This window comes from Microbacterium sp. 8M (assembly GCF_902506375.1).
In the GTDB taxonomy this organism is placed as follows: Bacteria; Actinomycetota; Actinomycetes; order Actinomycetales; family Microbacteriaceae; genus Microbacterium.
This window is the reverse complement of record NZ_LR733284.1, coordinates 1,668,538-1,691,213: the sequence shown is the minus strand read 5'-3', so window position 1 is coordinate 1,691,213 and position 22,676 is coordinate 1,668,538. Positions and strand designations below refer to the sequence as shown.

Annotated in this window: 19 protein-coding genes; 5 read left to right on the top strand and 14 right to left on the bottom strand. The window is 70.5% G+C overall.

Features of this window, described 5'->3' with window-relative positions:
• Positions 1-40 precede the first annotated feature (40 nt).
• From AERO9AM_RS08005 to AERO9AM_RS07985, 5 genes are all read right to left on the bottom strand, one after another.
• Entirely contained in the window at positions 41-1,819 is a 1,779-nt protein-coding gene (locus AERO9AM_RS08005; RefSeq protein ID WP_159575664.1) for a peptidoglycan D,D-transpeptidase FtsI family protein, read from the bottom strand.
• Between the two features lie 62 nt (positions 1,820-1,881).
• Positions 1,882-2,454 (bottom strand): hypothetical protein, encoded by a 573-nt coding sequence (locus tag AERO9AM_RS08000; RefSeq protein ID WP_159575663.1) that lies wholly within the window; start codon positions 2,452-2,454, stop codon positions 1,882-1,884.
• Entirely contained in the window at positions 2,451-3,404 is a 954-nt protein-coding gene (rsmH, locus tag AERO9AM_RS07995; RefSeq protein ID WP_159575662.1) for a 16S rRNA (cytosine(1402)-N(4))-methyltransferase RsmH, read from the bottom strand. The genes AERO9AM_RS08000 and rsmH overlap by 4 nt, the downstream gene beginning before the upstream one ends.
• A 107-nt stretch (positions 3,405-3,511) precedes the next feature.
• Positions 3,512-3,943, bottom strand: a complete 432-nt coding sequence (mraZ, locus tag AERO9AM_RS07990) for a division/cell wall cluster transcriptional repressor MraZ (RefSeq protein WP_159575661.1) — start codon at positions 3,941-3,943, stop codon at positions 3,512-3,514.
• 263 nt (positions 3,944-4,206) lie between these two features.
• On the bottom strand, positions 4,207-4,578 hold the full coding sequence (locus AERO9AM_RS07985; protein WP_159575660.1) for a DUF3040 domain-containing protein: 372 nt from the start codon (positions 4,576-4,578) through the stop codon (positions 4,207-4,209).
• A gap of 139 nt (positions 4,579-4,717) precedes the next feature.
• Here AERO9AM_RS07985 and AERO9AM_RS07980 point away from each other — a divergent pair, with 139 nt between their 5' ends.
• Positions 4,718-5,803 carry a polyprenyl synthetase family protein gene (locus tag AERO9AM_RS07980; protein WP_159575659.1) on the top strand — a complete coding sequence of 362 codons (1,086 nt, stop codon included), beginning with the start codon at positions 4,718-4,720 and terminating at the stop codon, positions 5,801-5,803.
• A gap of 18 nt (positions 5,804-5,821) precedes the next feature.
• Here AERO9AM_RS07980 and AERO9AM_RS07975 read toward each other — a convergent pair whose 3' ends face one another.
• On the bottom strand, positions 5,822-6,172 hold the full coding sequence (locus AERO9AM_RS07975; protein WP_159575658.1) for an Rv2175c family DNA-binding protein: 351 nt from the start codon (positions 6,170-6,172) through the stop codon (positions 5,822-5,824).
• 172 nt (positions 6,173-6,344) lie between these two features.
• Between AERO9AM_RS07975 and AERO9AM_RS07970 the strand changes: the two genes are divergently transcribed.
• Together AERO9AM_RS07970 and pknB are read left to right on the top strand one after the other, a co-directional pair.
• The gene (locus AERO9AM_RS07970; protein ID WP_159575657.1) at positions 6,345-7,364 is read left to right on the top strand and encodes a LysM peptidoglycan-binding domain-containing protein; all 1,020 of its coding nucleotides are present in this window, start codon (positions 6,345-6,347) and stop codon (positions 7,362-7,364) included.
• 121 nt (positions 7,365-7,485) lie between these two features.
• Positions 7,486-9,435, top strand: a complete 1,950-nt coding sequence (gene pknB / locus AERO9AM_RS07965; protein ID WP_159575656.1) for a Stk1 family PASTA domain-containing Ser/Thr kinase — start codon at positions 7,486-7,488, stop codon at positions 9,433-9,435.
• Positions 9,436-9,516: 81 nt separating this feature from the next.
• Here pknB and AERO9AM_RS07960 read toward each other — a convergent pair whose 3' ends face one another.
• Together AERO9AM_RS07960 and AERO9AM_RS07955 are read right to left on the bottom strand one after the other, a co-directional pair.
• Positions 9,517-10,851 (bottom strand): class II 3-deoxy-7-phosphoheptulonate synthase, encoded by a 1,335-nt coding sequence (locus AERO9AM_RS07960; RefSeq protein WP_159575655.1) that lies wholly within the window; start codon positions 10,849-10,851, stop codon positions 9,517-9,519.
• 60 nt (positions 10,852-10,911) lie between these two features.
• Entirely contained in the window at positions 10,912-11,601 is a 690-nt protein-coding gene (locus tag AERO9AM_RS07955) for a lysophospholipid acyltransferase family protein (RefSeq protein ID WP_159575654.1), read from the bottom strand.
• A gap of 168 nt (positions 11,602-11,769) precedes the next feature.
• Between AERO9AM_RS07955 and AERO9AM_RS07950 the strand changes: the two genes are divergently transcribed.
• Positions 11,770-13,596: an AMP-dependent synthetase/ligase gene (locus AERO9AM_RS07950; protein ID WP_201298608.1), complete on the top strand. Its 1,827-nt coding sequence runs from the start codon at positions 11,770-11,772 to the stop codon at positions 13,594-13,596.
• A 150-nt stretch (positions 13,597-13,746) separates the two neighbouring features.
• Here AERO9AM_RS07950 and AERO9AM_RS07945 read toward each other — a convergent pair whose 3' ends face one another.
• From AERO9AM_RS07945 to AERO9AM_RS07935, 3 genes are all read right to left on the bottom strand, one after another.
• On the bottom strand, positions 13,747-14,238 hold the full coding sequence (locus AERO9AM_RS07945; RefSeq protein ID WP_159575652.1) for a peptide deformylase: 492 nt from the start codon (positions 14,236-14,238) through the stop codon (positions 13,747-13,749).
• Complete coding sequence (locus AERO9AM_RS07940) at positions 14,238-16,271, bottom strand: MinD/ParA family ATP-binding protein (protein WP_159575651.1); 2,034 nt, start codon at positions 16,269-16,271, stop codon at positions 14,238-14,240. The genes AERO9AM_RS07945 and AERO9AM_RS07940 overlap by 1 nt, the downstream gene beginning before the upstream one ends.
• Before the next feature lie 129 nt (positions 16,272-16,400).
• Positions 16,401-19,814 carry a pyruvate carboxylase gene (locus tag AERO9AM_RS07935; protein ID WP_159575650.1) on the bottom strand — a complete coding sequence of 1,138 codons (3,414 nt, stop codon included), beginning with the start codon at positions 19,812-19,814 and terminating at the stop codon, positions 16,401-16,403.
• A gap of 85 nt (positions 19,815-19,899) precedes the next feature.
• On the opposite strand from AERO9AM_RS07935, the gene AERO9AM_RS07930 reads away from it, so the two are divergent.
• Positions 19,900-20,709: a ParA family protein gene (locus AERO9AM_RS07930; protein WP_045252454.1), complete on the top strand. Its 810-nt coding sequence runs from the start codon at positions 19,900-19,902 to the stop codon at positions 20,707-20,709.
• Positions 20,710-20,788: 79 nt separating this feature from the next.
• Here the strand turns inward: AERO9AM_RS07930 and AERO9AM_RS07925 are convergent, their stop codons facing one another.
• The 3 genes from AERO9AM_RS07925 to AERO9AM_RS07915 form a co-directional block, all read right to left on the bottom strand.
• Positions 20,789-21,334: a MerR family transcriptional regulator gene (locus tag AERO9AM_RS07925; RefSeq protein ID WP_159575649.1), complete on the bottom strand. Its 546-nt coding sequence runs from the start codon at positions 21,332-21,334 to the stop codon at positions 20,789-20,791.
• Positions 21,335-21,466: 132 nt separating this feature from the next.
• A complete protein-coding gene (gene ftsR / locus AERO9AM_RS07920; RefSeq protein WP_159575648.1) occupies positions 21,467-22,144 on the bottom strand; it encodes a transcriptional regulator FtsR in 678 nt (225 codons plus the stop codon).
• The gene (locus AERO9AM_RS07915; protein ID WP_159575647.1) at positions 22,144-22,620 is read right to left on the bottom strand and encodes an FHA domain-containing protein; all 477 of its coding nucleotides are present in this window, start codon (positions 22,618-22,620) and stop codon (positions 22,144-22,146) included. The genes ftsR and AERO9AM_RS07915 overlap by 1 nt, the downstream gene beginning before the upstream one ends.
• Between the last annotated feature and the right edge of the window lie 56 nt (positions 22,621-22,676).

The window sequence follows — 22,676 nt, the reverse complement described above, 5'->3', positions numbered from 1 at the left end:
CGGGGGCGATGCCGCCGCTTCGGGGCGACGGCGGCCATCACTAGTACTTGGGCAGCAGCGGTTCCATCGGAGTGGTGGAGGGCTGCACGCGGTAGGTCTTCAACACCTGCGTCATGGCCTTCTGGAAGGCGGGCGCGGTGGCCGCAGACGAGGTTACCCTAGTGGGCTCGTCGAGGGTGACCACGACGACGTACTCGGGGTGGTCCACGGGGGCGAACCCGACCATGCTCGTGAAGTAGATGCCCTCCTTGTACGCCCCGGTGTTCGGATCCGGCTTCTGCGCCGTTCCGGTCTTCGCCGCGATGCGGTAGCCGGGCACCTTGATCATGTCCGAGACGCTGCCCTGTTCCGCCACGTTCTCGATCATGCGGGTGAGCTCGGCGTCCTTGGATGCGTCGAAGATGCGCTGCGGCTTGGGCGCCGGCGCCTCCGAGACCTTGCCGTCGGAGCCCGTGCACGACTCCACGAGCGAGAGCGGGATCTTGACGCCGCCGTTCGCGATGGCCTGGTAGGCGCTGGCGACCTGGGGGGCGGTCACCGTGTAGTACTGGCCGAAGGTGGTCGTGTAGTGCGACTGGTAGTCCCAGTCCTTGACCGGGTGGATGACGCCCGAGGCCTCCCCGGGGAAGTCGATCGCGGTCTTGCTGCCGACCCCGAACTTGACCAGCTCGTCGTAGCGCTGCTGGTCGGTGACCATGTCGCCGAACTTCGACAACGCCACGTTCGAGGAGTCGATGAGGGCGCCCGCGAGCGTGTAGTCGTAGGCCGGGTGCTCGAACGCGTCGTTGATGACGGCGCCGTTCGGGAACTCCTCGTGACTGGAGGCTCCGGTGATCCGGGTCGAGGCGTTCGCGTTCGCGTACTCCATGACGGATGCCGCCGTGATCGCCTTGAACGTGGATCCCGGCTCGAAGCTGGTGCTGAAGATCCGCGACCCGCGATCCTCCGGGTCGGAGGCGCCGGGGTCGTTGGGATCCACGCTCGGGTACTCCGCCGCGGCACGGATCTTGCCCGTCCCGACCTCGACGACCGTGACCGTGCCGGCCTTCGCGCCCTGCGCCTTGACCTCCTCGGAGATCATCTGCTGCAGGTACCACTGCAGCTCGGTGTTGATGGTCAGCGTGACGGTCCCGCCGTCGACGGCGGGCGTCTCACTCTGACTGCCCGGGATGACGACGCCGTCCAGGCCCTTCAGATAGCTCTCCTTGCCCTTCTTGGCGCTCAGGCACTGGTTCTGCGCCTCCTCGAGCCCTTCCTTGTCCCCGTTGCCGGCGATGAAGCCGAGGAGGTTCCCGGCGACAGCGCCGTTCGGGTAGACCCGGACGGAGCGCGGCAGCGGCCAGAGGTATGCGAGACCGAGGGCGCGCAGCTTGAGGAACTGGTCGGTGCTGACGCCCTTCTTGAGCATCACGTACTGCGAGGCGGGGTCGGCCTTCAGCGCATCCGCGACCTCCTTGCGCACGGCATCGCCGCTCTCGCCGATGATCGCTGCGATCTTCTCGGAGGCCTCCGCCCACGGCAGCTTCGGCTTGGTCTTGGCGTCTTCGAGACCCTTCATCGCGGAGGGGTCCATCGTGATGTCGTAGACCAGCTGGCTCTCGGCGAGCACGGTGCCGTTGGAGTCGACGATCTTCCCCCGCGCGCCGTCGATCTCGCGGGTGTAGCCGAGGCTGAGGTCCTGCGACTGCTTCACGTTCGCGGATGCGCTGAGCACCTGCACGTCGACGAGGCGCACCAGGAAGCCGCACATCACGGCGAGGATCACGGCGAGGGCGAGGACGGTCCGCCGACGCGGCGTCCGGCTGGCTCGGGACTTCATCGGATCTCCGTCCGGGACTCGCGGTCGGTCATCGTGTCGGTGTCGTGCGTCGGAAGCTCATGTCAGCGGATGGTCGGCGTCGGCAGGCCTTCGGCCGTCGGCGGGGCGACCGTCTGCACGGGCGCCTGCTGTGTCTTCGGTTCTACGCCCCCGCCGCCGGCGGCGTGCGCGGCGGCCGGCGGTGTGTCGCGAATGAGCGCGTTCGGCACGCCGTTGGCGCCGGCAGGGTTCACGGTGGACGCCCACGGCGCGGATCCCTGTGCGCCGATCACGCTGCCGTCGCTGAGGCGCAGGTAGCTCGCGCTGCCGCCCACGACCAGGCCCAGCTTCGAGGCCGCGGTGGCGAGCGCCTGCGGCGAGCTGATGCCGTCCAGATCCTGCGCCGCGGCCTGTGCCTGCCAGGTCAGCTGCTTGTTCTGCTGCGTGAGCTTGGCGACGACGAAGGAGTCCTGAGTGGTCGCGATCGTGAGCGCGATCTGCGCGCCGGCGATGAGGGCGGCACCCGCCAGGGCGACCACGGCGTACATCATCCGCGGACGGCGACGACGTGCCGGCCGTTCCACCGCGCGCAGGTGACGGGAGGGCAGCGCCTCCTCGATGCGGGGCTGCTGCAGGGCGTTCTGTGCCAGGCTCATCGCGCGGCGCTCCTCTGATCGTCTCTCACACGTTCGGCTGCACGCAGGCGCACCGGGATGGCGCGCGGGTTGGCGGCGCGTTCGGCCTCGTCGGCCATCTCTGCGCCCTTGGTCAGGGTCCGGAAGCGCGGCGCGTGCTCCGGCAGCTCGACCGGAAGCCCCGCCGGCGCCGTGGAGGCGGAAGCCGCGGCGAAGGCCTGCTTGACGAGCCGGTCCTCGAGCGACTGGTACGACATCACGACGATGCGCCCGCCGACCGTGAGCGCCCCCATCGCGGCGGGGATGGCGTCGGCGAGTACGTTCAGCTCGCGGTTCACCTCGATCCGCAGCGCCTGGAACACCCGCTTGGCGGGATGACCGGCCCGCTGCACCGCGGCCGGTGTGGCCTCCTGCAGCACCTCGACCAGCCGGCCGGAGCGCTCCAGCGGCGCCTGCGCCCTCGCCTGCACGATCGCACGGGCATAGCGTCCGGCGAGCTTCTCCTCGCCGTAGCGCTCGAAGATGCGGCGCAGCTGACCCTCGCTGTACGTCGCCAGGACCTCGGCGGCGGTGACGCCGCTCGACTGGTCCATGCGCATGTCCAGCGGGGCGTCCTTGGCGTACGCGAATCCGCGCTCCGCCTCGTCCAGCTGCAGCGACGAGACCCCGAGGTCGAACAGGATCCCCGAGGCCCCCTTGGCATGCTCGCCGATCGCGTCGTAGACGGTGTGCACGAGCGTCACGCGGTCGCCGAAGCGGGCGAGCCGCTCCCCCGCGATGCGCAGGGCGTCGGTGTCGCGGTCGAGCCCCACGAGCCGGATGTTCGGCAGACGCTCGAGGAACGCCTCGGCGTGCCCGCCCATGCCGAGCGTGGCGTCGACGAGGACCGCGCCGTCGTTCTGAAGCGCGGGTGCGAGCAGCTCGACACAGCGGTCGAGCATCACGGGGGTGTGGATGCGGCGGATGTCCATGGTTCCTTCGGCCTTGCGGTCCCTGGCCCTGATCCCCATCCGCTCGACCCGGCACCGGGGAAGGTGCGCCGGGGCGGGAGCGGCTGGGAGTCACAGCCAGGGCCCGTTCAGAACAGGCCGGGGATCACCTCCTCCTCGAGCTCGGCGAAGGCGTCTTCGTGTCCTTCGGCGTACGCGTTCCACGCCGCCGCGTCCCAGATCTCGGCGTGCGCGCCGACACCCGTGACGATGAGCTCCTTGCCCAGGCCCGCGTAGGCACGCAGATGGGCGGGGATGGTGATGCGGTTCTGGCTGTCCGGCATCTCGGCGCTCGCGCCGGACAGGAACATGCGCAGGAAGGCCCTGGCCTCCTTGTTCGCCAGGGGCGCCTGGCGGATGCGCTCATGCACGCTCTCGAACTCGGAGGTGCTGAACACGTAGAGGCAGCGGTCCTGGCCGCGGGTGACGACGACGCCGCCGGCCAGATCCTCGCGGAACTTGGCGGGGAGGATGACGCGGCCCTTGTCGTCGAGCTTGGGGGAATGCGTGCCGAGCAACATGCGCCTCTCCCCCTTTCGCCGCCGTTTCCTCCACTTTACTCCACTTCCCTCCATTTCGATACACATTTGTGCTCCGAGGAGGCCTTTCGCGGGCACGAAGAAGGCCCCTGTCCCGCGGAATGCCGCGGGACAGGGGCCGGTGGAGGAAGGTGGAGGACGGTGTGGAGGGAAAGGGGGTACCGGGGAGGCTCGGGCGTCCGAGAACAGACCGAGGGCCCGGTCGCCGAAGCGGTCCGGGCCCTCAGAAGGTCATGCCGAGGCGGTCAGTGCTCCTCGTGGCGGCGATCCCAGCGGTCGTTCATGCGATCCATGAACGACGGCGACGGCTCTTTCGAGTTCGTCCGGCTCGTGGTCTCGCGGTCTCCCCCGCGCCGCACGGGCGTGAGCGCGAGCATCAGGCCGCCGAGCATCGCCGCGAACGCGACGACCCCGATGATGATGCCTGCGATGTTGCCGACCACGACGCCCACGATCAGGCCGCCGACGCCGGCCAGCAGCAGCACGGCTCCGTAGATGAGATTGCGATAGCTGAGCGCGCGGTCCCCGGCGTGCGCGGAAACGACATCGGCGTCGTTCTGCATGAGATGGCGTTCCATCTCGTCGAGCAGGCGCTGCTCCTGTTCGGAGAGTGGCATTTCGTCCCCCTCGGGTGGTCTTGCTCCCAAGTCTACGCGCGTGAGGATGCACGAGGGTAGGGATTCGCCTGGGAGTTGCGCATCATGTCGCCCGACGGCTGCCCTGCCCCGCCGGGATGCCGCTCGGTAGGCTGATCGCGTGGCATCCTCCTCCGCTGTGATCGACCAGGTCTCCGCCCGACTCGAGGCATTCGTCCTCCGGATGCGTGCGGAGATCGCGGATTACGGACCGGATGCCTCCGCCTTCGTCTCGTCCGCCGAGGAGACGCTGCGCGGCGGCAAGCGGCTGCGCGCACGGTTCTGCCACGCCGGATGGTCGTCCGTCGCCGGACTCGCCGGCGTCGAGACGGAGCCTACGGCCCTGTGGGACGCGTGCGCCGCGCTCGAGGTGTTCCAGTCCGCCGCGCTCGTGCACGACGACCTCATCGACAACTCCGACACCCGGCGCGGCCGCCCCTCCGCGCATCGCGCCCTCGAGGCGTCGCACGTCGAGCAGGGCTGGAGCGGCAGCGCGGTCGACTTCGGCCGCGCGGCGGCGGTTCTCCTCGGGGATCTCCTCGTGGCGTGGAGCGACGACCTGCTCGAGGCCGGGATCGCCGCCAGCCCGCACGCGGACGCGGTGCGCAGCGAGTACGCGCGGATGCGTCGGGACGTGACGATCGGGCAGTTCCTCGACATCGCCGAGGAGTCGGCGTGGAGCGTGAACGACGACGACGGCCACGCCGAGCGCGCGCTGCGCGTGGCCTCCCTGAAAGCCGCGCGCTACAGCGTCGAGCAGCCCCTGCTGATCGGTGCGGCGATCGCCGGCGCGGATGAGGCTCAGCAGGCGGCCCTGCGCGCGTTCGGGCATCCCCTCGGCATGGCCTTCCAGCTGCGCGATGACGTACTCGGCGTCTTCGGCGACGAGCGGCTCACCGGCAAGCCCGCCGGAGACGACCTGCGGGAGGGTAAGCGCACGCTGCTCATCGCCTGGACGCGCCAGGCCCTGGCGCCGCAGGGACGGCGCGTCGTCGACGAGCTGCTGGGCGACCCGCTGCTCACCGCGGATCAGATCGCGAGCCTGCAGGCGATCATCGTCGAGTCGGGCGCGCTGCACCGCATGGAGGGGCTCATCTCCGAGTACGCCGCCGCCGGGGAGGCTGCCCTGGCGGGTGCGCCCCTCGACGCCGGAGCGCTCGACCTCCTGCGCGGGCTCGCCCGCGATGCGACGCAGCGCACGGCCTGAGCCGCACCGGACCGACGGTCAGGCGAGGGTGCGCGCGATGCGCCGGACCTCGCTCTTGTGACCCTCGCGCAGAGCGGCGATCGGCGCGCGGCCGATCGACTCCTCGTCGGCGAGCAGCCAGTCGATGACCTCGTCGTCGCTGAACCCGGCGTCCTTGAGCACGATGATGGTGCCGCGCAGCGACCCGAGCGGGTGGCCGTCCTTGAGGAAGAGCGCCGGGACGGCGAGGGCCCCGTTGCGCCGGGACCCGACCAGGTGCTGCTCGTCGAAGAGCCGATGCACGCGACCGAGCGGCTCTCCGAGGATCTCGACGAGGTCGGGGAGGGTCAGCCATTCGACCTCGGGGGTCGGGGATTCGGTTTCAGACACCCTGCAATGTTCTCATCCCCTTCACGGCCGGGCCCGGCCATGCGTCCTCGTCGCGAGTTATCACTTCTGTCACATTCATCACTCCTGTTGACTTGCGATCACTTCCGTGCCAGCGTCGAAGGGCCGACGCGCACCGCTGCACACCGGCGTAGACGTCTGAATCGGGGGATCCATGACGACAGCAACCACCGCGCGCCGGGCGATCGGCGTCACCGCACCGACCGTGCTGCTGACCGCCGTGGCGAGTGCGCTCGTCGCGGCACCCGCACAGGCGCACACGCCCGCGCATGGCGCGCTCCCGCCGCTCACGGCACTGCCGACGGGTGCAGCACTGGCGGCGCTCGTCGCGAGAAGCGTTCCGGCAGAGGTCGCGCCGCCCGTCGAGTACACGGTGCAGGCCGGCGACACCCTCTGGGACATCGCGCGGGCGCACGGGACGACCGTCGCCGCGCTCTACGCCGCGAACGGCCTGGGCTCGGACTCGATCATCCATCCGGGGCAGGTCCTCTCCCTGGGCGGACCGGCACCGGCCGCTGCGCCGGCGCAGGCAGCGGCACCCGCCGCAGACACGGCCGGCGGATACGAGGTGGTCGCGGGGGACACGCTCTGGTCGATCGCGCAGCAGCACGGCCTGACCCTGGCCGAGCTCTTCGCGGCGAACGGCCTCTCCCCCGACTCGATCATCTACCCGGGCCAGACGCTGCGGCTCTGGGCGCCGGCCCCGGCTCCTGCTCCGGCGCCGGCTCCCGCTGCCGTCGCCCCGGCGCCTGTCGTCGACACCTACACCGCCCCGCAGGTCGTGCTCACGGACGAGCAGACCGGGAATGCGCGTCTGATCATCCAGATCGGGCGCGAGCTGGGCGTCCCCGATCACGGGATCGCGATCGCCCTGGCGACCGCCATGGTCGAATCCGGCCTCACCAACGCACCGGCGGGGGACCGCGACTCGATCGGGCTCTTCCAGCAGCGTCCGAGCACCGGCTGGGGCGCACCCGAGCAGATCGCCGATCCGTCGTACGCGGCCCGGGCCTTCTTCGCCGGCACCGCCCACACCAACGGGCTGCTGGACATCCCCGGCTGGCAGGACATGGGTTTCGGCGACGCTGCGCAGGAGGTGCAGATCTCTGCCTTCCCCGCCCGCTACGCCCTGTGGCAGTCGCAGGCCGAGGCCTGGCTCGCCGCTCTGGGCTGAGCAGACCGCCGCAACCGGCCGAGCCGTTCGCGGTGCAGCGCGCCCCGATCGGGATGACGGATACGGGCGCCCACGCGAGCCGTTGCCCGGGCTCTCAGCCAGTTCTCCCTAGACTCTTGTCGTGACGACCAGCCAACAAGCCGACCCCCTCATCGGGCGGCTCGTCGACGGTCGCTACCGTGTCCGCGCCCGCATCGCACGCGGCGGCATGGCCACCGTGTACGTCGCAACCGACCTGCGCCTGGAGCGCCGGATCGCGCTGAAGGTCATGCACGGGCACCTCAGCGACGACTCCGTGTTCCAGAGCCGCTTCATCCAGGAAGCGCGGGCCGCCGCACGCCTCGCCGACCCGCACGTCGTGAACGTGTTCGACCAGGGCCAGGACGGCGAGCTGGCGTATCTCGTCATGGAGTACCTGCCCGGGATCACGCTGCGCGAGCTCATGCGCGAGCAGCGCCGGCTGACGATCCCGCAGACGATCACGATCATGGATGCGGTGCTGTCGGGGCTCGCCGCGGCGCATCGCGCCGGGATCGTGCACCGCGACGTCAAGCCCGAGAACGTGCTGCTGGCGGAGGACGGCCGGATCAAGATCGGGGACTTCGGCCTCGCCCGCGCGACCACCGCGAACACCGCGTCCGGAGCGCAGCTGATGGGCACCATCGCCTATCTGGCACCCGAGCTCGTCACCCGCGGTACGGCCGACGCCCGCAGCGACATCTACGCGCTCGGCATCATGCTCTACGAGATGCTCACCGGCGAGCAGCCGTACAAGGGCGAGCAGCCGATGCAGATCGCGTTCCAGCACGCCACCGACTCGGTGCCCCGTCCCAGCGTGCGCAACCCCGCTGTGCCGGAGCAGCTCGACGAGCTCGTGCTGTGGGCCACCGAGAAGACGCCGGACGAGCGCCCGAACGATGCTCAGGAGATGCTCGACCGGCTGCGCGAGATCGAACGCGAGCTGGGCGTCTCCCCCGCTCCCGCCACGACGACGGCCAAGACCACGGTCCTGCCCCTGCGAGACACCGCGGATCAGACCATGGTGCTGCCAGGCGCCACGGCCCCGACCGCGCCGACGGCCGTCGCCGAGACGCCGCTGGACAACGCGACGCTGCTGCGCCGCCGCACCGCGCAGCGGCGTTCCCGCGGCGCCCTGCTGCTCGTGCTCGTGCTGCTGCTGGCCGTGCTCGCCGGAGGTGCGGGCTGGTGGTTCGGATCCGGTCCCGGCTCCAAGCTCTCCGTGCCCGACGTCGCGGGCAAGACCTGGGATGTCGCCTCCGCGATGATCACGAAGGACGGGATGACCCCCGTTCAGGGCAGCGAGAACTCGTTGAAGGTCCCGGCGGGACAGGCCATCCGCACGGATCCGGCGGCGGGCACCCGCGTCGACAAGAAGGCCCGTGTCACGGTGATGATCTCCGCCGGGCCCGCGAAGCACGACGTCCCCAAGCTGGATGAGCTGACCGAGGCGGCGGCGAAGAAGGCCCTGGAGCCGTTCCATCTGACGCTGCAGGACTCCGTCCCGCTGTTCTCCCGTGCCGACCACGGCATCGTGATCAATGCCGAGGTCACCCCGCGTTCCGGTGCGGCCGGATACGAATGCGGCGAAGGCTGCAGCATCTTCGAGGGCGACAAGATCCGTCTCCTCGTCTCCCTCGGCCCCGTCCCCGATGTGTCCGGCATGACCGTGAGCGACGCCACGGGCAAGCTCACCGCGGTGGGGCTCAACGTCAATCCGCAATCCAACGAGGAGTTCAGCGACTCGGTGCCGAAGGATCGCGTGATCGGCTACGCCGACCGCGAGGGCGGAGGCAACTGGCGTCCCGGCGACACCATCACGCTGACGGTCTCCAAAGGTCCGGAGATGATCGACATCCCCGACGTCAAGGACATGACCGTCCGCGACGCGGTCGCCGCGCTCCAGGCCAAGGGGTTCGACGTCAACGCGGGAATCGACGACAACCCCCTGCCGCTCGGCGGCGGCTACTGGGACATCTACCACGTGAAGAGCTACAAGCCCAAGGGCAGCGCGCCCAAGGGATCGACCATCACCCTCACGCCGGGTCTCTGAACTCCGGCGCGCCGAGAGCCTGGGCGCGATACGACGGAGGCCCGGAGCCGCGTCGCGGCCCGGGCCTCCAAGGGTGGTGCGTCAGCGCTTCTCGAGCTCCTCCGCCACGAGGAAGGCCAGCTCGAGCGACTGCATGTGGTTCAGGCGCGGGTCGCACAGCGACTCGTACCGGGTCGCGAGCGCCGCCTCGTCGATCTGCTCGGATCCGCCGAGGCACTCGGTGACGTCGTCACCGGTGAGTTCGACGTGGATCCCGCCCGGGAAGGTGCCGACCGCGCGGTGCGCCTCGAAGAAGCCGCGCACCTCCTCCACGACGTCGTCGAACCGACGGGTCTTGTACCCGGTGGGCGTCGTGATGCCGTTGCCGTGCATGGGGTCGGTGACCCACAGCGGCTGGGCCCCCGAGTCCTTCACGGCCTGCAGCAGCGGCGGCAGCGCGTCGCGGATCTTGCCGGCGCCCATGCGCGTGATGAACGTCAGGCGTCCCGGCTCGCGGTTCGGGTCGAGCTTGTCGATCAGCGCGAGCGCGGTGTCCGGGCTGGTGGTCGGGCCGAGCTTGACGCCGATGGGATTGCGGATCTTCGCGAAGTAGTCGACGTGCGCGCCGTCGAGTTCGCGCGTGCGCTCACCGATCCACAGGAAGTGCGCCGACGTGTTGTACGGCGTGAGCGTGCGGGAGTCGATGCGGGTCATCGGGCGCTCGTAGTCCATGAGCAGGCCCTCGTGCCCAGTGAAGAACTCCACGCGCCGCAGCTCGTCGAAGTCGGCGCCTGCGGCCTCCATGAACTTGATCGCCCGGTCGATCTCGGCGGCCATGCGCTCGTAGCGCTGGTTCGCCGGGTTCTGCGCGAAGCCCTTGTTCCAGGAGTGCACCTCGCGGAGGTCGGCGAAGCCGCCCTGGGTGAACGCGCGGATGAGGTTCAGGGTCGAGGCGGCCGTGTGGTAGCCCTGCAGCAGACGCGAGGGGTTGGCCTCACGGGAGCCCTCGGTGAAGTCGTAGCCGTTCACGATGTCGCCGCGGTACGCGGGCAGCGTGACCTCGCCGCGCGTCTCCGTGTCGCTCGATCGGGGCTTGGCGAACTGGCCCGCCATGCGCCCCATCTTCACGACGGGCATCGACGCGCCGTAGGTGAGCACGACGGCCATCTGCAGCACGGTCTTGATGCGGTTGCGGATCTGGTCGGCCGTGGCGCCCGCGAAGGTCTCGGCGCAGTCGCCGCCCTGCAGCAGGAACGCCTTGCCGCTCGCGGCCCGGGCGAGGCGCTCGCGGAGGATGTCCACCTCACCGGCGAACACGAGGGGCGGGAGTGCCGCGATCTGCGCGGAGACCTCGGCGACGCGCTCGGCGTCGGGCCACTGCGGCTGCTGCTTGATCGGGAGGGCACGCCACGAGTCGAGATCGAGAGGCTGAGGCATCCCCCCATCCTAGGGTGCCGCGGGGGGTGCCGATCGCTCTGTGAAGCGTGCGCGGCTCGCCTAGGACGCCTGTGCGGCGAGGCGCTCCTTGACGGTGGACGCGTACACATCCTCGTAGTGCTGCTCCCCCAGGCGCTGGATGGCGATCATGATCTCGTCGGTCACCGATCGGAGGATGTAGCGGTCGTTCTCCATGCCGGCGTAACGGGAGAAGTCCAGGGGCTCACCGATGACCATCCCCACGCGCATGATGCGCGGGATGCGCTGGCCCGTGGGCATCGCGATGTCCGTGTCGACCATGACCACCGGGATCACCGGCACCTTCGCCTCCAGCGCCATCCGCGCGATGCCGGTGCGGCCCCGGTACAGCTTGCCGTCGGGGCTGCGCGTGCCCTCGGGGTAGATGCCGAGCAGGTCTCCGCGCCCGAGCACCTGCAACCCGGTGTTCAGCGAGGCCTCGGAGGCCTTGCCGCCGGAGCGGTCGATGGGCAGCTGCCCCGTGCCCTTCATGAACATGCGGGTGGCCCAGCCCTTGAGACCCTTGCCCGTGAAGTAGTCGCTCTTGGCCAGGAACGACATCCGCCGATCCAGCATGAGAGGCAGGAAGATCGAGTCCGAGAAGGACAGATGGTTGCTCGCCATGATGGCCGCACCCGTCGCGGGCACGTGCTGGCGGCCCACGATCCATGGGCGGAAGATCGCCTTCACCAGGGGCCCGATGGCGATGTACTTCATGAACCAGTAGATCATCGCCCGCAGTCTATCCCTCCGCCGCGGCGAGGACGAGATCCCCTCCGGTCGTGCGACGGAGTTTCACCATTCATGCGACTGAATCTCACGCTCATGGCCTCCTCCCCAGGCGCCGCGTGGCATAGACTCCTGAGAAGCACGTACCCGTCCGGCCCCGAAGGAGTTGCCGTGGTCCAGTTCGAAGTCCCCGCGATCGTGAAAGCCGCACCCGAGGACAACATCACCGACCTCCTGGAGCAGCGGGTGCAGAAGACCCCGAATCTCGTGCTGTTCTCGGTGCCGGACGGCGGAGGCTGGCGGGACATCACGGGGACGGAGTTCCGCGCGCAGGTGACGGCGCTCGCCAAGGGATTCGTCGCGGCAGGCATCCAGCCTGGGGAGAAGGTGGGCTTCCTCGCCCGCACCACGTACGAGTGGACCCTCGTGGATTTCGCCCTGTTCTACGCCGGCGCGGTCATGGTGCCCATCTACGAGACGAGCTCGCCGTCGCAGATCCAGTGGATCCTGGAGGACTCGGGCGCGATCGCCCTCATGGTCGAGTCGCCCGAGCACTTCACGCGCTTCGACGAGGTGCGCGGCGACCTGCCGCTCATCCGCGAGGTCTGGCAGATGCACCTGGGCGCCATCGACCAGCTCACCGCGCAGGGCGCCGAGGTGCCCGACGAGGAGATCGAGCGCCGGCGGAACATCGCCAACGGCGCGGACATCGCCACGCTCATCTACACCTCCGGCTCGACCGGCCGGCCCAAGGGCTGCGTGCTCACCCACAGCAACTTCGTGGAGCTCGCCCGCAACGCCGCGAAGTCGCTCGACGACGTCGTGTCCGTCCCGGGCGCCTCGACCGTGCTGTTCATCACGACGGCGCACGTGTTCGCGCGGTTCATCTCGATCCTCACCATCCACGCCGGTGTGCGCACCGGGCACCAGCCCGACACGAAGCAGCTGCTCCCGGCGCTCGGGTCCTTCAAGCCCACCTTCCTGCTCGCCGTACCGCGCGTGTTCGAGAAGGTGTACAACTCCGCCGAGCAGAAGGCCGAGGCCGGCGGCAAGGGCAAGATCTTCCGCGCCGCCGCGGCGGCCGCGATCGAGCACTCGCGTCTCCTCGAGGAGGGCGCCAGGATCCCGCTCGGTCTGCGGATCAAGTTCGCGCTGTTCGACAAGCTCGTCTACGCCAAGCTGCGCGAGGCCATGGGCGGCAACGTGCGCTACGCGATCTCCGGATCCGCCCCTCTCGGGGCCCGACTGGGGCACTTCTTCCACAGCCTGGGGATCACCATCCTGGAGGGCTACGGACTCACCGAGACCACCGCCCCGGCGACCGTGAACACCGCGCGAAAGTCGAAGATCGGCACCGTCGGGCCCGCGCTTCCCGGTGTCGGGATCCGCCTCGCCGACGACGGCGAGATCGAGGTGCGCGGCATCAACGTGTTCAAGGAGTACTGGAACAACCCCGAGGCGACCGCGGCGGCGTTCGACGACGGGTGGTTCCGCACCGGCGATCTCGGCTCCTTCGATGACGACGGCTTCCTCACCATCACCGGGCGCAAGAAGGAGATCATCGTCACCGCAGGCGGCAAGAACGTCTCGCCCGCGGCGCTGGAGGATCCGATCCGCGCCAACCCGATCGTCGGGCAGGTGGTCGTCGTGGGCGACCAGAAGCCGTTCATCGCCGCTCTCGTCACCCTGGATCCGGAGATGCTGCCCGCGTGGCTCGCCAACAACGGTCTCCCCGCCGACATGTCGCTGAAGGACGCGGCGACGAACGACGCCGTGCGCGCCGAGGTGCAGCGCGCGATCGACATCGCGAACACGCGGGTGTCGCGCGCGGAGTCGATCCGCAAGTTCACGATCCTGCCGACGGAGTGGACCGAGGCCAGCGGACACCTCACTCCGAAGATGTCGATCAAGCGCAACGTCATCCTGAAGGACTTCGCTCCGCAGATCGCCGAGATCTACAACGAGACGACGGCCACCACGACCATCCCGATGGGCTGAGCCACCGCGACGGGAGAAGGCCCGAGGATCCGGATCGGGTCCTCGGGCCTTCGTGTCGTGCGGGTTTCGACTCGGTCGCCTCCGGCGTCCTCGCTCAACCTTGATACGGCGCCGCATCAACGCCGCTTCGCGGCATTGACCCGTCGCGTATCAGAACCAGGAGCTCTCGCGCACCTCGCGCATGGCGATCTTGCGCGTCTCGGGGTCGAGCCGGGACAGGTAGACCCGGCCGTCGAGATGGTCGGTCTCGTGCTGCAGCGCCTGTGCGAGCAGCCCCTCCCCCTCCAGCACCACGGGCTCCCCGTCGAGGTCGATGCCCTCCACCCGGGCCCACGGATAGCGCAGCGCATCGTGCCAGAGCCCCGGCACCGAGAGGCAGCCCTCACCGGTGGGCACGGGCTCGCCGCGCACCTCGGTGAGAACGGGGTTCAGCACATAGCCGATGTCGCCGTCGATGTTGTAGCTGAACGCCCGCAGCGCCACGCCGATCTGCGGCGCGGCGACGCCGGCCCGTCCGGGCAGCTCGACGGTGTCGACGAGGTCGGCGACGAGGGCGCGCACGCCGTCGTCGATGGTCTCGATCTCGGCGCACACCGTGCGCAGCACCGGGTCGCCGAACAGTCGGATCTCGCGAACCGTCATCAGGCCGCCTGCGCCCTCAGGCCCTCGACCACGACGGCCGCCAGCTCGCGCGCCGCCTGCCGGGTCTGCGGCTGGAGCGCGGAGAACGAGATCGCGCTCCCCGCGGCGATGCTCTGGTCGTAGGGGATGCGCAGCACGTGCGCGACGCGGGTGCGGAAGTGCGCCTCGAGCTCGCTCAGGCGGACCATCGGCGCGCCCGGCGTGGACTGGTTGAGCACCACGACGGCCTCGCGCACCTTGTCGGCGTAGCCGTTGGTCTCGAGCCACGTGAGCGTCTCGGACGCGAGCCGCGCCTCGTCGACGCTGAGACCGGCGACGACGACGAGCGTGTCGGCGCGATCCAGCGTCGCTCCCATGACCGCGTGCACGATGCCGGTGCCGGTGTCGGTGAGCACGAGCGAGTAGTAGTGCGCGGCGACCGACGCGACCTGGTCGTAGTCCTCGTCGTTGAACGCTTCGGACACGCGCGGGTCGGTGTCAGAGGCGAGCACGTCGAGGCGCGTGGCGTCCCGCGACACCACGGCGGAGATGTCGTGGTAGCCCGTGACCTGATCGTGGATGCGCACGAGATCGCGCACGGTCTTGCTGTTCGTGCGTGCGATGCGGTCGGCCAGCGTGCCGCGGTCCGGATTCGCGTCCACGGCGATGACCCGGTCCTCACGGGCGTCCGCGAGAGCCATGCCGAGCAGCGCCGTGACAGTGGTCTTGCCCACCCCGCCCTTGCGGCTCAGCACCGGCACGAAGCGGGCGCTGCCGGGCAGGGGCGCGGCGATGCGGGCGCTCAGCGCCTTGCGCTGCTGGGCGCGCTTGCCGTCGCCGAGGTTGATGCGGCGCCCGGAGATCGTGTAGAGCAGGTGACTCCACAGCCCTTCCGGTTCGGGCGCGGCGAGCCGGGACGTGTCCAGCAGCCGGTCCGCGGTGAGCAGATCGGCGCTCTCGCGCTCCCGGTCGCCCAGCTGATCCAGCCGGCGCGAGGCCAGCTCGGGCTCGGGTGCGCGGACGTGATGGTCGTCGGTCATGGTCTCCTCCTGCAGCGGGGCGACGGGTGCGCTGAGCGCCACTGACGCCGGCGCGGGGCGCGGCTCCACGGCGCGGAGCACGATGGCCTCGCGCGGAGCTGCCGCGGTGTCCTGGGTCACCGTCTCGGCGACGGTGACCGCGGCGGTGTCGCGCGGCGCGGCGTCGGCGCCCTGGTCGCGCACGGCTCCGGCGTCGATCCGGCCGGCGCCCGTCTCGCCTTCGGCATCCGCCCGATCGTCGGGCGACGGCTCGACCGCCGGCTCCTGCTCCGCCCCGTGATCCTGCTCGACGACGGGCTCTCGCTCGGCCACGGGCTCGTCCACTGGCTCCGGCTCGTCCACCGGCTCCGGCTCGGCAACCGGCTCTCGCTCGTCCACGAGCTCGGGCTCGGGCTCGGGCTCGACGACAGGCGGCAGCTCGTCGACGGGCTCGTGCTCGTCGACGGGCTCGGACTCGTCAACGGGCTCGTGCTCATCGGCGGGCTCGGACTCGGTGGCCGGTTCCCGCTCGACGACAGCTTCCTGCTCGACGACGGGCTGCGGCTCGTGCGCGAGGTCCCGCGCGTCGACGGTCGCCCGCCCGTCCACGGGCTCCGTCGTGACCGGCTCCGCCTTCTCGCCCGCGGCATCGGCCGGCGCATCGACGTGCGCGGTGTCCTCGACGGTGTCCTCGTTCTCGACGAGCTCCGCGACGACGGTCTCCTCCGCGGCGACCGCGGGGATCTCGATGACTATGTCCGCGCTCCCCGGTCCCTCGTGGATCCGGCCGATGCCGTCGTCGCGCACGAATGCGGCCGGGTCGGCCTCGAGCACGAGATCCGTGAACGCCTCGCCCTCGGTGACGTCGTCGTCGACGAGATCGTCCTCGTCGGCGACGGGCAGCGCGACAGGGACCTGCGCGGTGGTCTCGCCGAGCAGGCCGAGGTCGGCCGTGCCGATGGCGCCGGCGCTGTCGAGGACCCCGAGCGAATCCTCGGCGTCCTCGCTCGGCGTGTTTCTGCGTTCTGTGTTCATGATGATCTGCTTCTCCCCCGCGACGCGTTCTGAGGAGCGCATCGCCCGCACAAGATTAGTGCACGTGCGTGCACGCGCACCGGACGCGGGATCCGGGCGGACGACTGATCCTGACGCCCGCCCGGATCGTCACGCCGTCTGCGTCGGGCGGATGACGACGAGCAGATCCCCGGCGTCGACCTGCTGCGTCGCGGCGATGGCGAACCGCTCGACGACGCCGTCGACGGGTGCCGTGATCGCCGCCTCCATCTTCATCGCCTCGATCGAGGCGACGGGCTCGCCGGCGCGCACCGTCGCGCCGATCTCGGTCTTGAGGGTCACCACTCCGGAGAACGGCGCGGCGACCTGGCCGGGCTTCGAGGTGTCGGCCTTCTCCACCTCGCGCGCATCCACCGCGATCGAGCGGTCCCGCACGAACACGGGCCGCAGCTGCCCGTTCAGGGTGGTCATGACCGTGCGGATGCCCTTCTCATCTGCCTCGCCGATGGCTTCCAGGCCCACGTAGAGCTGGACGCCCGGATCGATCTCCGCGACGTGCTCCTCGCCGGGCACGAGGCCGTACAGGTAGTCGGGCGTGCCGAGGGCGGACAGATCGCCGAACGCCGCGCGGTTGCGCTCGAACTCCGCGGCCGGTCCGGGGAACAGGAGGTGGTTCAGCGCCCGCCGGCGTTCGAGGCTCTCCCCTTCCAGCGCCTGCTGCTCCTCCGCCGAGATCGGCACGACGTCGACCGACACCGTGCGTCCGGCCAGCGCCTTGCTGCGGAAGGGCTCCGGCCATCCCCCGGGCAGGTCTCCCAGCTCGCCGGCCATGAAGCCGATCACGGAATCGGGCACGTCGTAGTTCTGCGGGTTCTCTTCGAAGTCGGCGGGATCCGCTCCCGCCGCCACCAGCGCCAGGGCGAGGTCGCCGACGACCTTCGACGACGGCGTCACCTTGGGGATCCGGCCGAGGATCCGGTCCGCCGCGGCGTACATGTCCTCGATGCGCTCGAAGTCGTCGGCCATGCCGAGTGCGATCGCCTGCTGCCGGAGGTTCGACAGCTGCCCGCCCGGGATCTCGTGGTGATACACGCGTCCGGTGGGCGCGGTCAGTCCGGACTCGAACGGGCGGTAGAGCTGGCGCACCCCCTCCCAGTAGGGCTCCAGGTCGGTGACCGCTTGCAGGTCCAGCCCGGTGTCGCGCTCCGTGTGCGCGAGCGCGGCCACGAGCGCGGACAGCGACGGCTGACTGGTCGTGCCCGACATGGGCGCCGCGGCCGCGTCGACCGCGTCGGCCCCGGCCGCGCTGGCGGCCAGCAGGGTCGCGAGCTGCCCGCCCGCGGTGTCGTGCGTGTGCACGTGGACGGGCTGGTCGAACCGCTCGCGCAGCGCGCCCACGAGCCGCGCCGCCGCGGCCGGCCGGAGCAGGCCCGCCATGTCCTTGATCGCGATGATGTGTGCGCCGGACTCCACGATCTGCTCCGCGAGCCGCAGGTAGTAGTCGAGTGTGTACAGGTCTTCGGCGGGATCCAGCAGGTCGCCGGTGTAGCAGAGCGCGACCTCGGCGACGGCCGTGCCGGTCTCCAGGACCGCGTCGATCGCGGGACGCATCTGCGACACGTCGTTGAGCGCGTCGAAGATCCGGAAGATGTCCACCCCGGTGGTCGCGGCCTCGTGCACGAAGGCGTTCGTCACCTCGACCGGGCGCGGGGTGTACCCCACCGTATTGCGCCCGCGCAGCAGCATCTGCAGCGGGATGTTCGGGATCGCCTTGCGCAGCGCCTCGAGCCGCTCCCATGGGTCCTCGGCGAGGAAGCGGAGCGCGACGTCGTAGGTCGCGCCGCCCCAGGCCTCGATCGAGAGCAGCTGCGGCGTCATCCGCGCCACATGCGGGCCCACGCGCACCAGGTCGCGCGTGCGCACCCGGGTGGCGAGCAGGGACTGATGCGCGTCGCGGAACGTCGTCTCGGTCACCGCGAGCGCGGTCTGCTCGCGCAGCGCCCGGGCGAAGCCCCCCGGTCCGAGCTGGAGAAGCCGATCCCGGGCACCGGCCGGCGGCTCGGCGCTCAGGTCGATCTTCGGCAGCTTGCTGCCGGGCGACGGCGACAGCGGCTTGTCGCCGTACGGGCGGTTCACCGTGACGTCGCCGAGCCAGTTCAGCAGCCGGGTCGCGCGGTCCCGCGACGGGTTGGTCGTGAGCAGCTGCGGCCGCTCCTCGATGAACAGAGTGGACAGGTCGCCGGCGACGAACGCCGGGTCGTCCAGCACGGCGCGCAGGAACGGGATGTTGGTGGCGACGCCGCGGATGCGGAACTCCGCCAGCGCACGCTTGGCGCGGGCCACCGCGGCGGGGAAGTCGCGGCCGCGGCAGGTGAGCTTGGCGAGCATCGAGTCGAAGTGCGGGCTGATCTGCGATCCGGCCGCCGTGGTGCCTCCGTCCAGGCGGATGCCGGCGCCGCCCGGCGAGCGGTAGGTGGTGATCCGTCCGGTGTCGGGGCGGAAGCCCTGCGCCGGGTCCTCGGTCGTGATGCGGCACTGCAGCGCGGCACCGCGGAGCTGGATGTCGTCCTGCTCCAGGCCGAGGTCGGCGAGCGTCTCGCCGGCCGCGATCCGGATCTGCGACTGCACGAGGTCGACGTCGGTCACCTCCTCGGTGACCGTGTGCTCGACCTGGATCCGCGGATTCATCTCGATGAAGACGACCTCGCCGGCGCGCTCGCCCTCCGTCTCCAGCAGGAACTCGACCGTGCCCGCGTTCTCGTACCCGATCGAGCGGGCGAAGGCGACCGCGTAGCCGTGCAGGGCCGTCCGGATCGCGTCGTCCAGGTTCGGCGCCGGGGCGATCTCCACCACCTTCTGGTGGCGGCGCTGCACCGAGCAGTCGCGCTCGTACAGGTGCACCGTGTTCCCGGTGGCGTCGGCGAGCACCTGCACCTCGATGTGGCGTGGGCGCTGCACGGCCTGCTCGAGGAAGACCCGCGGGTCGCCGAAGGCGCTCCCCGCCTCGCGCATCGCCTCGGCCAGCGCCGGGGCGAGATCGCCGAGGGTCTCCACGCGCCGCATGCCGCGGCCCCCGCCGCCGGCGACCGCCTTGACGAAGATCGGGAAGCCGATGTCCGGGGCCTGCGCGACCAGCGCATCGACGTCGTCGGACGCCTCGGTCGAGCGCAGCACCGGGACGCCGGCCGCCACGGCGTGCTGCTTGGCGGTCACCTTGTTGCCGGCCATCTCCAGCACCTTCGCCGGCGGGCCGATGAACGCGATCCCGTTCTCCGCAGCCCGGGCGGCGAGCTCCGGGTTCTCGGAGAGGAAGCCGTAGCCCGGGTAGATCGCGTCCGCACCGCTCTCCTTCGCCACGCGGATGATCTCGTCCACGTCGAGGTAGGCCCGCACCGGGTGGCCGACCTCGCCGATCTGGTAGGACTCGTCCGCTTTCTGGCGATGGAGGGATCCGCGATCCTCCCAGGGGAAGACGGCGACGGTCTTCGCTCCCACTTCGAACGCCGCTCGGAACGCGCGAATGGCGATCTCACCGCGGTTGGCCACAAGGATCTTCTGAAACATGGGCACCTCGAACACTGTTCTGCGCGGCGACGCGCATCGGGGGGCTGAGTGTGTCCTCAGCCTAGAGGAAGGTAACGTGGTCTCCGTGCACGTACTCAGCGTCAGTTCCCTCAAGGGCGGTGTCGGCAAGACGACCGTGACCCTCGGCCTCGCCTCTGCGGCGTTCGCCCGCGGTGTCCGGACCCTCGTGGTCGACCTCGACCCGCAGTCCGACGTGTCCACCGGCATGGACATCCAGGTCGCCGGGCGGCTCAACATCGCCGATGTCCTGGCCAACCCCAAGGAGAAGGTGGTCCGCCAGGCCATCACCTCCTCCGGCTGGGCGAAGGTGCACCCCGGGACCATCGACGTGCTCATCGGCAGCCCGTCCGCGATCAACTTCGACGGTCCGCACCCGAGCGTGCGCGACGTCTGGAAGCTCGAGGAGGCGCTCGCCGCCGTCGAGGCCGACTACGACCTCGTGCTCATCGACTGCGCGCCCTCGCTGAACGCGCTCACCCGCACCGCCTGGGCGGCGAGCGACCGCGTCATGGTCGTCACCGAGCCGGGGCTGTTCTCCGTCGCCGCCGCCGACCGCGCCCTGCGCGCGATCGAGGAGATCCGCCGGGGCCTCTCCCCCCGCCTGCAGCCGCTCGGCATCGTCGTCAACCGGGTGCGCCCGCAGTCGATCGAGCACCAGTTCCGCATCAAGGAGCTGCGCGACATGTTCGGACCGCTGGTGCTGAGCCCGCAGCTGCCCGAGCGCACGTCGCTGCAGCAGGCGCAGGGCGCCGCGAAGCCGCTGCACATCTGGCCCGGCGACTCCGCCCAGGAGCTCGCGGCCGACTTCGACACGCTGCTGGACCGGGTGATCCGCACCGGACGCATCGCGCTGCCCGACGACACCCGCGTCTGAGACCGCCGGGTCTCGACGGTCACGCGCACGGAAAGAGCCGGCCCCCTCGGGGACCGGCTCTTCTTCGTCGTGGGACCGCTCAGGCGGAGCGGCGGGCGCGGCGCGCGGCGAGGTCGTCCATCGGCTCGGGGACCAGCGCGTCGAACTCGACGAGCGTGGCCTCGACCTCGTGGAACACCTTGCCCACGGCGATGCCGAAGACGCCCTGACCGCGGCTGAGCAGGTCGATGACCTCGTCGTTCGAGGTGCACAGGTAGACGGAGGCGCCGTCACTCATCAGCGTGGTGCCGGCGAGGTCGCGGATCCCCGCGGCGCGGAGCTGATCGACGGCGGTGCGGATCTGCTGCAGCGAGATGCCGGTGTTCAGCAGCTCCTTGACGAGCTTGAGCACGAGGATGTCGCGGAAGCCGTAGAGGCGCTGGGATCCGGATCCGCTCGCCCCGCGCACGGTCGGGACGACCAGCTCGGTGCGGGCCCAGTAGTCCAGCTGGCGGTAGGTGATGCCGGCGGCACGAGCGGCCACCGCACCGCGGTAGCCCACCTCGTCGTCCATCGCCGGGAGGCCGTCGGTGAAGAGGAGATCGTCTCCGAACGACGGCCCGTCGCCACGTTCCTCGGCGCTCATGGCATCCTCCTCATCCTGAAGGCACGAAATCCTTCAACCACAACCTGAAAGTCGATGACTCCACGCTAGAACAGCGGGGCACCGGCGACAATGACATCCGGCTGCTGCGGAGGGTGTGTCGCAATCAGTTCGTTACGACAGCAGCCGGCCGATGCCGTCCTTCACCAGCAGCATGCGCACCTCGTCCAGCCGGGCGGCCAGTTCCGGGGCCATCTCGCTGGCGCGCGCCCGCGACGGCGTGTCGGTGCGCCGCAGCAGCGCCGACAGCGCGGACTGCACCAGGGCGACGTCACGCTCGGCGCTCTGCCGCAGCGGCCGCAGGTGGCGCGGTCCGATGCCGTGCCCGTCCAGGGCGACCAGGGCGCGCAGCAGGGCGACCGCGGACTCGGGGTACGCCTCGGCGGCCGGCAGCATGCCGCTGGAGACGGCGTCGCCGAGCAGAGCGTGCGTGGCCCCCGCGGCGGTGACGAGCTCGTCGCGGCGGTAGCGGCGCGGGCCGTGCACGATCGACGCCGGCAGCTCGGGCGCGCCGCCCGAGGCCTCGAGCGCGTCGAGGTGCTCGCGGATCACCTTGAGCGGCAGGTACTGGTCGCGCTGCAGCGTGAGGGCGATGCGGATCCGCTCGAGATCGGCCGCGGAGAACTTGCGATATCCGGATGCGGTGCGCACCGGATTCACGATCCCCTTCTCCTCGAGGAAGCGGAGCTTCGAGGCCCGCACGTCGGGGAACTCCGGCGTCAGGCGCGCGAGAACCTGGCCGATGCTCAGCAGCCCGGTCGGGGCGGCGCGCTCGGCGGCTGACGCCGCCATCAGTCGTTCGCCTGCGCGAGGTCCACGGGCGAGGCGAAGAAGTTCAGCCGGAACTTCCCGACCCGCACCTCGTAGCCGTTGCGCAGCTCGCTGCGGTCGACGCGCTCGCCGTTGACGTAGGTGCCGTTCAACGAGCGCTGATCGATGATCTCGAACGCGGTGCCGGTGCGGATGACCTCGGCATGACGACGGGAGACGGTCACGTCATCGAAGAAGATGTCGGCTTCCGGGTGCCGCCCGACCGTGGTGACGGCGCTGTCGAGCAGATAGCGGGCCCCGGCGAGGGCGCCGGAGCGGACCAGCAGCAGCGCCGAGCCCGAAGGGAGTGCGGCGATGGCCGCCTGCTCGACCTGCGTCAGCTCGGCGCCGAACGGGACGAAGGACAGATCGGAGTCGTGTCCGAACGTCTGCGTGGTGTCATGCGCGGGCTCTCCGCCGCGTCGGACGGCGCCTTCGGGAACGTCGTTCTCAGTCACTGTGCACCCCTCCTCTGGCGTTCCAGCCTATCGGAAGGCCGCCGCCATCGGGAGCC